13 protein-coding genes are annotated in these 12,845 nt (G+C 45.2%); 12 read left to right on the forward strand and 1 reads right to left on the reverse strand.

Features of this window, described 5'->3' with window-relative positions:
• The first annotated feature begins 377 nt into the window (after positions 1–377).
• The 5 genes from nupN (at position 378) to maeN (ending at position 6,564) form a co-directional block, all read left to right on the forward strand.
• Complete coding sequence (gene nupN / locus MHH79_RS16205) at positions 378–1,457, forward strand: guanosine ABC transporter substrate-binding protein NupN (RefSeq protein ID WP_015384509.1); 1,080 nt, start codon at positions 378–380, stop codon at positions 1,455–1,457.
• Between the two features lie 74 nt (positions 1,458–1,531).
• Positions 1,532–3,064 (forward strand): guanosine ABC transporter ATP-binding protein NupO, encoded by a 1,533-nt coding sequence (nupO, locus tag MHH79_RS16210; protein WP_340034718.1) that lies wholly within the window; start codon positions 1,532–1,534, stop codon positions 3,062–3,064.
• Positions 3,057–4,103: a guanosine ABC transporter permease NupP gene (nupP, locus tag MHH79_RS16215; protein WP_340034719.1), complete on the forward strand. Its 1,047-nt coding sequence runs from the start codon at positions 3,057–3,059 to the stop codon at positions 4,101–4,103. The genes nupO and nupP overlap by 8 nt, the downstream gene beginning before the upstream one ends.
• Positions 4,104–5,063 carry a guanosine ABC transporter permease NupQ gene (gene nupQ, locus MHH79_RS16220; protein ID WP_014480697.1) on the forward strand — a complete coding sequence of 320 codons (960 nt, stop codon included), beginning with the start codon at positions 4,104–4,106 and terminating at the stop codon, positions 5,061–5,063. It abuts the gene before it with no gap.
• A 154-nt stretch (positions 5,064–5,217) separates the two neighbouring features.
• On the forward strand, positions 5,218–6,564 hold the full coding sequence (gene maeN, locus MHH79_RS16225; protein WP_015483629.1) for a sodium/malate symporter MaeN: 1,347 nt from the start codon (positions 5,218–5,220) through the stop codon (positions 6,562–6,564).
• Positions 6,565–6,599: 35 nt separating this feature from the next.
• Here the strand turns inward: maeN and MHH79_RS16230 are convergent, their stop codons facing one another.
• Positions 6,600–6,815, reverse strand: coding sequence for a hypothetical protein (locus tag MHH79_RS16230; protein ID WP_015483630.1), 216 nt, complete (start codon positions 6,813–6,815; stop codon positions 6,600–6,602).
• Between the two features lie 230 nt (positions 6,816–7,045).
• Here MHH79_RS16230 and MHH79_RS16235 point away from each other — a divergent pair, with 230 nt between their 5' ends.
• The 7 genes from MHH79_RS16235 to mnhG are packed head-to-tail and all read left to right on the forward strand — an operon-like array spanning position 7,046 to position 12,814.
• Entirely contained in the window at positions 7,046–9,451 is a 2,406-nt protein-coding gene (locus MHH79_RS16235; protein WP_340034720.1) for a Na+/H+ antiporter subunit A, read from the forward strand.
• Positions 9,444–9,875: a Na(+)/H(+) antiporter subunit B gene (locus tag MHH79_RS16240; RefSeq protein ID WP_003228819.1), complete on the forward strand. Its 432-nt coding sequence runs from the start codon at positions 9,444–9,446 to the stop codon at positions 9,873–9,875. The genes MHH79_RS16235 and MHH79_RS16240 overlap by 8 nt, the downstream gene beginning before the upstream one ends.
• On the forward strand, positions 9,875–10,216 hold the full coding sequence (locus tag MHH79_RS16245; protein ID WP_003220730.1) for a Na(+)/H(+) antiporter subunit C: 342 nt from the start codon (positions 9,875–9,877) through the stop codon (positions 10,214–10,216). The genes MHH79_RS16240 and MHH79_RS16245 overlap by 1 nt, the downstream gene beginning before the upstream one ends.
• Positions 10,209–11,690 (forward strand): Na+/H+ antiporter subunit D, encoded by a 1,482-nt coding sequence (locus MHH79_RS16250; protein WP_100505760.1) that lies wholly within the window; start codon positions 10,209–10,211, stop codon positions 11,688–11,690. Before MHH79_RS16245 ends, MHH79_RS16250 begins: the two co-directional genes overlap by 8 nt.
• Before the next feature lie 5 nt (positions 11,691–11,695).
• Positions 11,696–12,172 (forward strand): Na+/H+ antiporter subunit E, encoded by a 477-nt coding sequence (locus tag MHH79_RS16255; protein ID WP_003228815.1) that lies wholly within the window; start codon positions 11,696–11,698, stop codon positions 12,170–12,172.
• A complete protein-coding gene (locus MHH79_RS16260; protein WP_003228814.1) occupies positions 12,172–12,456 on the forward strand; it encodes a Na(+)/H(+) antiporter subunit F1 in 285 nt (94 codons plus the stop codon). The genes MHH79_RS16255 and MHH79_RS16260 overlap by 1 nt, the downstream gene beginning before the upstream one ends.
• The gene (gene mnhG, locus MHH79_RS16265; protein WP_014477830.1) at positions 12,440–12,814 is read left to right on the forward strand and encodes a monovalent cation/H(+) antiporter subunit G; all 375 of its coding nucleotides are present in this window, start codon (positions 12,440–12,442) and stop codon (positions 12,812–12,814) included. The genes MHH79_RS16260 and mnhG overlap by 17 nt, the downstream gene beginning before the upstream one ends.
• The last annotated feature ends 31 nt before the right edge of the window (positions 12,815–12,845 follow it).

The following is a 12,845-nucleotide window of genomic DNA, read 5'->3' on the forward strand; positions in this document are numbered from 1 at the left end:
AGGGTCTTTCAACATTTTTAAGCAAACAATTCTAAAAATAGATACTTTTTAAAAAATTATGCGAAATTCTATTTATTTCTTATTAGTTAAATGATAAATTATGATTGGTAAGTTGATCCCGAAAAACTAAGTCATAAGTCTTACTTCAGAAAACGATGTCACGGTTTTCCGCCCGGAACGCCTTCCGCATCCTTCTCTTCCCCGCCTTTCGAAGGAAATACTCACACCACGCTTATTCAGGGAAGAATAGAACTGTCTCAGCACATTCCATTTGTTATTATCAGAAAATTTTATCGATTATAAGAAATTGTTCAGGACAGCCCATCACATGACTGGCCGGATCAGCTTTGAACCAAATTTTTCTGGGGGGTTATATCTTGAATAAACGAAAAATCGGATTGGCGATGTCACTTGTGATCGCAGCAGGCACCATATTAGGAGCATGCGGAAACAGCGAAAAAAGCAGCGGCTCAGGCGAAGGCAAAAACAAATTCAGTGTGGCGATGGTTACTGACGTAGGCGGAGTGGATGACAAATCCTTCAACCAATCAGCCTGGGAAGGCATCCAAGCCTTCGGGAAAGAGAATGGGCTGAAAAAAGGCAAAAACGGTTACGACTATCTTCAATCCAAATCAGATGCAGACTATACAACGAACTTAAATAAATTGGCGCGTGAGAATTTTGACTTAATTTACGGCGTCGGCTACTTAATGGAGGATTCAATCAGCGAAATTGCTGACCAGCGCAAAAATACAAACTTTGCGATTATAGATGCTGTTGTCGATAAAGACAACGTCGCAAGTATTACGTTTAAAGAGCAGGAAGGCTCATTTCTCGTCGGAGTGGCCGCAGCCCTATCAAGCAAATCAGGAAAAATCGGCTTTGTAGGCGGCATGGAATCAGAGTTAATCAAAAAATTCGAGGTCGGCTTCCGTGCCGGCGTGCAAGCAGTTAACCCTAAAGCCGTTGTAGAAGTGAAATACGCAGGGGGGTTCGATAAAGCCGATGTCGGTAAAGCAACCGCCGAAAGCATGTATAAATCAGGCGTAGATGTTATTTATCACTCTGCGGGCGCCACCGGCACAGGTGTCTTTACAGAAGCCAAGAACCTGAAAAAAGAAGATCCAAAACGCGATGTCTGGGTCATCGGTGTCGATAAAGACCAATACGCAGAAGGCCAGGTAGAAGGAACAGATGATAACGTCACCCTCACTTCCATGGTGAAAAAAGTAGATACAGTCGTTGAAGATGTAACGAAAAAAGCGAGCGACGGAAAGTTCCCGGGCGGCGAAACACTTACCTACGGGCTTGATCAAGACGGAGTCGGCATTTCTCCATCTAAACAAAATCTATCGGATGATGTGATCAAAGCGGTCGATAAATGGAAGAAAAAAATCATCGACGGATTGGAAGTCCCGGCAACCGAGAAAGAGCTGAAAACCTTCAAAGCTGAATAAGAATCGCAGGGATAAGGAGGTCGAGCCCTTATCCCTTGTTTTTCTTTTATTTTGAAAAAAGGAGCGGTCAATCAATGGAATATGTCATTGAAATGCTCAATATCCGTAAAGAGTTTCCTGGTATCGTCGCCAATGATAATATCAATCTTCAAGTCAAAAAAGGCGAAATACACGCGTTGCTCGGTGAAAACGGGGCGGGGAAATCAACGTTGATGAATGTCCTTTTCGGACTGTATCAGCCGGAGCGGGGTGAAATTCGGGTGCGCGGCGAGAAGGTGCACATCAACAGCCCGAACAAAGCGAATGACCTTGGAATTGGAATGGTACACCAGCACTTTATGCTTGTTGACACCTTTACAGTTGCTGAAAATATTATTCTCGGGAAAGAGCCAAAGAAGTTTGGCAGAATTGACCGGAAGCGTGCTGGCCAAGAGGTGCAGGACATTTCCGATCGATACGGCCTGCAGATCCATCCTGAAGCAAAAGCAGCTGACATATCAGTCGGAATGCAGCAGCGCGCAGAAATATTAAAAACCCTCTACCGCGGTGCCGACATTCTGATTTTTGATGAACCGACGGCTGTTTTGACGCCTCATGAAATTAATGAACTGATGCAAATTATGAAGAACCTGGTCAAAGAAGGGAAGTCCATCATCTTAATCACCCATAAGCTGAAAGAGATTATGGAGATTTGTGACCGCGTTACGGTTATCCGTAAAGGAAAAGGCATCAAAACCCTTGATGTCCGTGATACAAACCAAGACGAACTCGCCAGTCTAATGGTCGGCCGTGAGGTATCGTTCAAAACCGAAAAGAGAGCTGCTCAGCCGGGAGCGGAAGTGCTTGCGATTGACGGCATAACTGTAAAGGATACCCGCGGAATAGAGACAGTCAGAGATTTGTCTCTTTCTGTCAAAGCGGGAGAAATAGTCGGCATAGCAGGCGTCGACGGAAACGGGCAATCAGAGCTGATCGAAGCGGTGACAGGACTCCGCAAAACAGATTCAGGAACAATCACCTTAAACGGAAAACAGATCCAAAACCTGACGCCAAGAAAAATCACTGAATCCGGGATCGGGCATATTCCTCAGGATCGCCATAAACACGGTCTCGTCCTTGATTTTCCAATCGGAGAGAATATCCTGCTGCAAAGCTATTACAAAAAGCCGTATTCAGCATTGGGCGTTTTACATAAAGGCGAAATGTACAAAAAAGCATGCAGGCTGATCACTGAGTACGACGTCAGAACGCCGGATGAATATACACACGCGCGGGCATTGTCAGGCGGAAACCAGCAAAAAGCGATTATCGGGCGGGAAGTAGACCGAAATCCTGATTTATTAATCGCCGCCCAACCGACTCGCGGCCTTGATGTCGGAGCCATTGAATTTGTCCATAAAAAGCTCATTGAGCAGCGTGATGCCGGGAAGGCCGTTCTTCTCCTCTCGTTTGAGCTTGAAGAAATTATGAATCTCAGTGACAGAATCGCCGTTATTTTTGAAGGACGCATTATCGCCATTTTTAATCCGCAGGACACCACTGAACAGGAGCTTGGTCTCTTGATGGCCGGAAGCACACAAAAGGAAGCGGGGAAAGCAAATGGTTAAACGACTCTCTCATTTACTCGTGCCGCTCATCGCAATCATACTTGGTCTTGCGGCCGGCGCGTTGATTATGCTTGTGAGCGGCTACAGTGTGGCCAGCGGATATTCGGCTTTGTGGAATGGGATATTCGGAGAAATCTATTATGTCGGAGAAACAATCCGGCAAATTACGCCTTATATTTTATCCGGATTGGCTGTCGCCTTTGCATTCCGAACCGGACTCTTTAATATCGGCGTCGAGGGCCAGCTGCTCGTCGGCTGGACAGCAGCGGTTTGGGTCGGTACGGCGTTTGACGGACCGGCATATATTCACTTGCCGCTCGCATTGATTACAGCGGCAGCTGCAGGAGGATTATGGGGGTTAATTCCCGGCATTTTGAAAGCGCGATTTTACGTTCATGAAGTCATTGTCACCATTATGATGAATTATATCGCGCTGCACATGACCAATTACATCATTTCAAACGTTTTGACAGATCATCAGGACAAGACGGGGAAAATTCACGAATCCGCCTCCCTCCGCTCTCCTTTTCTTGAACAGATCACCGATTACTCACGGCTGCATTTGGGAATCATCGTTGCCCTTCTCGGAGCAGTTATCATGTGGTTTATCATCAACAAAACTACAAAAGGATTTGAGCTCCGGGCGGTCGGATTTAACCAGTACGCTTCCCAGTATGCCGGCATGAGCGTGCGGAAGAATATCATGACCTCCATGCTTATCTCCGGCGCTTTTGCAGGCCTTGCAGGAGCCATGGAGGGCCTAGGAACATTTGAATACGCAGCAGTGAAAGGCGCATTTACCGGCGTAGGCTTTGACGGTATCGCTGTCGCTCTTCTCGGGGGAAACACAGCCGTCGGCATTGTACTGGCAGCATGCCTGCTTGGCGGGCTGAAAATCGGCGCATTAAATATGCCGATTGAATCAGGCGTTCCATCAGAGGTCGTTGATATTGTGATTGCCATTATTATTCTGTTTGTGGCTTCAAGCTATGCGATTCGTTTCGTCATGGGCAAATTGAAGAAAAAGGGGGCGAACTAAGTGGACATTGTGCAGATTTTATCTATCATTGTCCCTGCCACACTCGTCTATGCGGCCCCGCTTATTTTAACTGCTCTCGGCGGCGTGTTTTCCGAGAGATCAGGTGTGGTAAATATCGGTCTAGAAGGCCTCATGATTATCGGGGCGTTCACCAGCGTGTTATTTAATTTATTTTTTGGTCCGGAATTAGGTGCCGCCGCACCTTGGCTTTCGCTCCTTGCCGCCATGGCAGCAGGCGCCCTGTTTTCACTGATTCACGCGGCAGCGGCGATTTCGTTTCGCGCCGACCAGACAGTCAGCGGTGTCGCCATTAACATGCTGGCGCTTGGGGCAACTTTATTTATCGTCAAACTGATCTACGGCAAAGCGCAGACAGACAAAATTCCAGAGCCTTTTTATAAGACGAAAATCCCCGGTTTGGGCGATATTCCCGTCTTGGGAAAGATCTTCTTTTCGGATGTCTATTATACGTCTATTCTTGCAATAGCACTTGCCTTTATTTCCTGGTTTATCTTGTTCAAAACGCCGTTCGGCCTTCGTATCCGTTCTGTCGGAGAGCATCCGATGGCGGCCGATACGATGGGAATCAACGTATATAAAATGCGCTACATCGGCGTGATGATCAGCGGATTGTTCGGCGGTCTCGGCGGCGGCGTATATGCCTCCACAATTGCGCTTGATTTCACGCACTCTACCATCTCCGGGCAAGGCTTTATCGCCCTGGCAGCGCTTGTATTCGGAAAATGGCATCCGATCGGAGCACTGGGGGCCGCCCTGTTTTTCGGATTCGCCCAAAGCTTAAGCATCATTGGATCGCTGCTCCCTCTTTTTAAAGACATACCAAATGTGTATATGCTGATGGCTCCTTATGTCTTAACGATTCTCGCTTTAACGGGCTTTATCGGGCGGGCAGATGCGCCAAAAGCCAATGGCGTGCCTTATATTAAAGGAAAAAGATAAAACATTCTCCCCTGGGAAGACGATTCTCAGGGATTTTTTTCTAATCCAAAAGACCCCCTTATTTTAATTGTTTATTAGTTTTTTAACTTAAAAAAATATGAAGTGTTAACGCTTTCTTGTAGACTGTAACAAACAATACATGGGGGTGTATGACATGGGAGCAATTCCAAAAACGGGGACAATTTCACCTGAGCAAAAAGACTCACAGGGGAAAAACCTGTTTCAAAAAATCTGGTCTTGGGAAATCGGTGTGATTCCTCTGCCATTATACACAGTATTAGCTGTTATTATTATTCTTGCAGCCTATTACAATGAGCTGCCGGCAAATATGCTTGGCGGGTTTGCCATCATTATGATTCTTGGTGTGTTTCTCGGAGACATAGGCCAACGCATACCGATATTGAAGGATATTGGCGGCCCTGCTATTTTATCTTTGTTTGTTCCTTCATTTTTAGTCTTTTACAATGTACTGAATTCAACATCTTTAGACGCTGTAACCAACTTGATGAAAACGTCTAACTTCCTTTATTTCTATATCGCTTGCCTTGTTGTGGGAAGTATCCTCGGTATGAACAGAATTGTTTTAATACAGGGGTTTATCAGAATGTTCGTTCCACTGGTTGCAGGAACGATCGCGGCCGTTACAGCCGGCATCCTTGTCGGATTTATTTTTGGCTATAGTGCCTATGATTCCTTTTTCTTTGTTGTTGTCCCAATTATTGCCGGGGGAATAGGTGAAGGAATTTTGCCGCTTTCAATCGCCTATTCACAAATACTGGGCTCATCCGCTGATGTATTTGTGTCTCAGCTGGTTCCAGCCGCAATTATAGGAAACGTTTTTGCTATCATATGTGCAGCCTTAATGAAAAAGCTTGGCGATAAGCGTCCAGATCTAAATGGGAACGGACGTCTCGTAAAATCTAAAAAAGCAAATGAGATTTTCAATCAAAAAGAAGCCGAAGCAAAAATTGATTTTAAACTAATGGGAGCAGGAGTTTTGCTCGCGTGTACATTTTTTATTTTTGGCGGGTTATTAGAGAAATTCATCTTCATCCCGGGCGCGATCTTAATGATTATTTCAGCTGCGGCTGTCAAGTATGCAAATATTCTTCCGAAAAAAATGGAAGAAGGCGCTTACCAGCTTTATAAGTTTATTTCTTCAAGCTTTACATGGCCGCTGATGGTCGGTCTCGGCATCCTCTTTATTCCGTTGGATGACGTAGCGTCTGTGATTTCTATTCCGTTTGTTATCATCTGTATTTCAGTTGTTATCGCGATGATTGGTTCTGGATATTTTGTAGGCAAGCTGATGAACATGTATCCGGTTGAATCCGCAATCGTTACCTGCTGCCACAGCGGCCTCGGCGGAACGGGTGATGTTGCCATTTTATCGGCATCAGGAAGAATGGGCCTTATGCCGTTTGCCCAAATTTCAACCCGTCTCGGCGGTGCAGGCACAGTTATTTGCGCGACAGTGCTGCTTCGTTTTTTCACTTCATAAACAGAAAGAGTTCCGTTTTATGCGGAACTCTTTTTTTATTTATTCACAATCCGAATATACTCTCGGGGACCAAACGGCAGATCCTTTGATTCCGTCTCACTCATTCTGGCTGACAGGTGGTGCTCCAGTAAATACAGCTCCCACTCATCACTAGCCGCCACACCGCTGCGGCCGTCATATTGATTCAACATGAATGCCCCTGCAAATACTGAGCAGAATAAACCTGAGCACATCACGACTTTTCTTTTCACATGACCAGCTCCTTACCTTCAGCTTGATCAGGATTGATTTTAAATATACAAATAACCTCTTTTTTGTTAGACTTATTTTGAGGTCAAAAGAACTCATAAAAACCCATTACAGCAGTTCGAAGCGTGGCAGCTTGCAGAAAAGTGCGATATAATTTGGACTAGGTCGTTTGACCGTATATTTCATACATAGCGCATTTTTCAATTGAGAACGAGAAAAGGAGGTCTTATCTTTGCAGCTCTTACATCTTGCTATTTTATCGCCTTTTTTATTTGCTTTTATCATTCCCTTCTTGGCAAAATACGCAAAAAGAGTGCATACGGGCTGGTTTGTGTTGATCCTGCCCGTCTTGCTGTTTATATACTTTCTCCCAATGATCAGGATGACACAATCTGGAGAAACACTTCGATCGGTATTAGAGTGGATTCCGTCACTCGGCATTAACTTTACCGTTTATGTAGACGGCCTCGGGTTATTATTCGCCTTACTGATCACAGGCATTGGCTCTTTAGTCACTCTTTACAGCATTTTTTATTTATCGAAAGAAAAAGAACAGCTTGGGCCCTTTTATGTCTACTTATTGATGTTCATGGGCGCCATGCTCGGCGTCGTTCTAGTAGACAATGTCATGGTTCTCTACATGTTCTGGGAGCTTACAAGCCTTTCATCCTTTTTGCTGATCGGCTATTGGTATAAGCGGGAAAAGTCGCGCTATGGCGCAGCCAAATCACTTTTGATTACGGTCAGCGGCGGGCTGTGCATGCTCGGCGGATTTATTCTCCTTTATTTGATAACGGATTCCTTCAGTATTAGAGAGATGGTTCATCAGGTTCAATTAATTGCCGGCCACGAATTGTTTATCCCGGCTATGATTCTCATTTTATTAGGGGCTTTTACGAAATCAGCGCAATTTCCTTTTTACATCTGGCTCCCTGACGCGATGGAAGCTCCGACGCCTGTCAGCGCTTATCTCCATTCAGCCACTATGGTAAAAGCCGGCATTTATGTGATTGCGAGATTCAGTCCTATTTTCGCCTTTTCAGCCCAATGGTTTTGGATCGTATCCCTCGTCGGGCTCTTTACGATGGTTTGGGGCTCATTCCATGCCGTGAGACAAACTGATTTAAAATCGATTTTGGCGTTTTCAACCGTCAGCCAGCTCGGCATGATTATCTCCATGCTCGGAGTCAGTGCTGCAGCCCTTCATTACGGCCATACAGAATATTATACAGTTGCCGCTATGGCTGCCATTTTCCATTTAATCAACCACGCAACCTTTAAAGGAAGCTTGTTTATGGCAGTCGGGATTATCGATCACGAAACAGGCACACGGGATATCCGGAAGCTAGGCGGCCTGATGGCGATTATGCCGATTACATTTACCATTTCCTTAATCGGGACATTTTCAATGGCCGGCCTACCGCCGTTTAACGGATTTTTGAGTAAAGAAATGTTTTTCACAAGCATGCTTCGCGTGACACATTTCGACCTGTTCAACGTGCAGACATGGGGCGTTCTGTTCCCTGTTCTCGCCTGGATCGGAAGTGTATTTACGTTTATCTACAGCATGAAATTGCTGTTTAAAACATTCAGAGGAAGTTACCAGCCTGAACAGCTTGAAAAACAGGCTCACGAAGCGCCTGTCGGCATGCTCGTACCACCGGTCATTCTTGTCGCTTTGGCTGTCAGTCTCTTCTTTTTCCCGAATATATTGTCGTACAGCCTGATAGAGCCTGCGATGAACTCAATCTATCCGACACTGCTGGACGGCCATGAGAAATTCCACGTTCACATTTCACAGTGGCATGGGGTTACAACGGAATTGCTCATGACTGCGGGTATTGTTGTGATCGGAACAATTGGTTATTTGTCGCTGAATAAGTGGAAGGGAATCTATAAACTGTTTCCTTCGAAACTCACACTCAACCGGTTATACGATAAGCTTTTGACTCTGATGGAGAAAGGCTCTTACCGGGTCACAAAACAATATATGACCGGGTTTTTAAGAGATTATTTGCTGTATATCTTCGCTGGTTTCATCATTCTGATAGGCGGAGCTTTTGCCATTAAAGGCGGATTTTCATTTAAAACGGAAGGCATGGCTAAAATCGGCGTATACGAAATCATTTTGACGCTTGTCATGATCAGCGCCACAGTGGCGACTGTTTTTGCTAGGTCAAGACTAACGGCGATCATTGCACTCGGTGTTGTCGGTTATACACTTGCATTGTTTTTTGTCATTTTCAGAGCGCCGGACTTGGCATTGACTCAGCTCGTCATTGAAACGATTTCTGTGGCACTGTTTCTGCTTTGCTTCTACCATTTGCCGAAACTGAGGCTGAAAACAAAAACGAGAACGTTCCGGATGACGAATTTTATCATTTCTTTAGGCGTCGGTATTATCGTTACTCTGCTCGGTATCGCATCCTCAAGCCAGCGGACAAAAGACAGCATTGCGTCCTTCTTTGTCAAACACAGCCACGATCTCGGCGGAGGAGATAATGTCGTCAATGTCATTCTTGTTGATTTCAGGGGATTTGATACAATGTTTGAAATTACGGTATTAACGATAGCCGCTCTCGGCATTTACAGCATGATTAAAACAAAAGTAAAAGAGGAGGGGAAAAGCGGTGAATGAACAAAAAACAAATGACTTGATTCTTCAAACCGCGACAAAGCTTGTATCCTTTATCATTTTGCTTTTCTCTTTCTATTTATTTTTATCAGGGCATAACGCGCCCGGAGGAGGCTTTGTCGGCGGACTGATCACGTCCTCTTCCATCGTTCTCTTGCTTCTGGCATATGATTTAAAAACCGTGCGTTCCCTTTTGCCGGTCAATTTCATTTATGTCGCGGGAGCCGGCCTTCTGCTCGCTGTATTAACAGGCGTTGGCTCCTTTGTCTTCGGAGCTCCTTTTTTAACCCACACATTCGGATACTTTCAGCTGCCGATCCTTGGGAAAACGGAGCTCGCCACAGCGACGATATTTGATTTAGGCGTTTATCTTGTTGTCGTAGGCATAACGATGACCATTATTCAAACGATTGGAGAGGAAGAATAATGGAAATCTTAATGGCTGTATTAGCCGGTATTATTTTTATGGCTGCTACGTATTTGCTGCTGTCTAAAAGCCTGCTTCGCGTCATTATCGGAACAGCACTGTTAAGCCATGGCGTTCATTTAATGCTTTTGACTATGGGAGGATTAAAGAAAGGCGCCGCTCCGATTTTGAGCGAGCATGCCAAATCATTTGTCGATCCGCTTCCGCAAGCCCTGATTTTGACCGCAATTGTCATTTCTTTTGGCGTTACATCATTCATCCTCGTCATGGCCTTTCGCGCTTATCAGGAATTGAAATCGGATGATATGGATCAAATGAGGGGAAATGATCAACATGAATAATTTTGTTATTTTGCCAATCCTGATCCCGCTTTTGTCGGCTATTCTTCTGATTTTCATGACGAAGAATCTTATGCTCATGAGAATCTTCAGCACGGCGGCATCGGCCATCGGGATTGTGATTAGCGGCATACTTGTACAGACTGTCTTCACAAAAGGTATCCAGACACTCAGCTTAGGCGGATGGAAAGCGCCGTACGGCATTGTGCTTGCCGCAGACCAATTCGCCAGCCTTCTTGTTCTCACAACAGCGGTCATCGGTTTATTGGTTGGGCTTTATTCTTTCCGTTCTATCGGTGAAAAACGGGAGCGCTCCTTTTACTACTCCGGCGTTCAGTTCTTGCTTGCCGGCGTCAGCGGAGCGTTTTTAACAGGCGATTTATTTAATATGTACGTATTTTTTGAGCTTCTGCTTATTGCTTCCTATATGCTGATTGTATTAGGCGGCACAAAAATTCAGCTGCGGGAATCCCTTAAATATATTGTGTTTAATATCGTATCGTCTGCCCTGTTTGTCATAGGGGTCGGCTTTTTATACGCTGTAACCGGTACGTTAAATATGGCGGATCTTAGCGTGAAAATCAGCGAATCAGGACAAACCGGGCTGATCACTGTGATTGGTGTCCTGCTGCTTTTGGTATTTGGCATGAAGGGCGGAATCTTCCCCCTCTACTTTTGGCTTCCAGGCTCTTATTACGCGCCACCGGCAGCAATCTCCGCGTTGTTCGGCGCTTTGCTGACAAAAGTCGGGTTATATGCGATTGCGAGGGTTTTCACATTGATTTTTATTCACGATACAGCCTTTACCCATCAGCTGATGATTTGGCTGGCGGCGCTGACTGTGATTTTTGGTGTGATCGGTTCACTCGCTTATTCGAATGTCATGAAAATTGTGATCTATAACATTATTACCGCTGTCGGCGTGATTTTGTTCGGTGTGGCAGTACACACACCCGCATCCATTCAGGGCGCGATCTACTATCTGATTCACGATATGCTGATTAAAGGCGCTTTGTTTATGCTGGCGGGTACGCTGATCGCATTGACTGGAACTGCGAACCTGCATAAAATGGGCGGGCTGATCAAACGCTATCCTGTTCTTGGATGGATGTTTTTCATTTCTGCTATTTCTCTTGCAGGCATTCCGCCACTGAGCGGATTTGTCGGCAAATTTAAAATTGCAGAGGGCGGCTTCGCAGAAGGTGAATTTACGATATCCATGCTGATTCTGCTTTCGAGTCTGCTCGTACTGTACTCTGTGCTGAGGATCTTTATACATGCGTTTTGGGGCGAAGAAAAAGAAACGCCAAAACCAAATCATCGAACAGCTAAAGGACTTCTTTATCCGGCAGCTATTTTTCTCTTGCTGTCTCTTCTCTTCGGGTTGGGTACAGAATGGGTGTCGCCTTACGTTGATCAAGCGGCCGAGACGCTGCTGAATCCGGAAAAATATATCGAAGCTGTTCTGAAGGAGTAGATCGCATGGCATTTCAAATTTTATTAAATGTGTTTCTCGCTTTTTGCTGGATGTTCTTAAGCAACAGTCCAAGCGCCGCAGGATTCATTACAGGCTATATTCTGGGAATGCTCTCTCTCTTTTTCTTCCGGCGCTTTTTCACTCGCCAGTTTTATCTATGGAAATTGATTTCTATTATCAAGCTCTGTTTCATTTTTATAAAGGAACTGTACCTTGCCAATGTCAGTGTGATGAAATCAGTCTTATCTCCAAAACTGAATATCAGACCAGGTATTTTTGCTTTTAAAACTGAACTGACGAAGGACTGGGAAATCACCCTGCTTTCTCTGCTCATTACATTAACGCCGGGAACCTTGGTGATGGATATTTCAGATGACAGAACAATACTTTATATTCATGCAATGGATATCGAGGATGCGGAAAAAGCGATTTTTGATATTCGGGAGTCATTTGAAAAAGCCATACAGGAGGTGAGCCGGTGATGTTTACGCTGATCCTGCAAATCGCGCTCGGCATTATGGCAGTGTCTACCTTTTTGTATGTCATTCGTGTCATTAAAGGGCCGACTGTGCCTGACCGGGTCGTGGCTCTGGATGCAATCGGCATCAATCTAATCGCAATCACGGCGCTTGTCTCCATTTTGCTGAAAACAAGTGCGTTTTTGGATATTATTTTGCTGCTGGGGATTTTATCGTTTATCGGAACGATCGCATTTTCTAAGTTCCTGGAGAAAGGAGAGATTATCGAAAATGATCGAAACCGCTAAAGTCGTTGTGGCTGTATTCATATTGCTGGGCGCTCTTGTATGCCTCATTGCTTCATTTGGCGTACTTCGCCTTCCCGATGTGTTTACACGCGCTCATGCTGCTTCTAAAGGCTCAACATTAGGTGTCAATATGATTCTGCTCGGTGTCTTCTTCTATTTGTGGTTTGTGACGGGGGAGCTCTCCGCTAAAATCCTGCTTGGGATTCTCTTTATCTTTATTACGTCGCCTATCGGCGGGCACTTGATCTGCCGTGCTGCGTATAACTCCGGCGTCAAGCTTGATGAGAGAAGCGTACAGGATGACTATAACGGAATCAGAAACTTTGTGATTAAACGAAAAGAGGATTCTTATTTATAAAAATAAGCAGCCGGACAGGCAGAGTTCCGGC

The organism is Bacillus sp. FSL K6-0993 (genome assembly GCF_037977205.1).
Lineage (GTDB): Bacteria > Bacillota > Bacilli > Bacillales > Bacillaceae > Bacillus > Bacillus subtilis.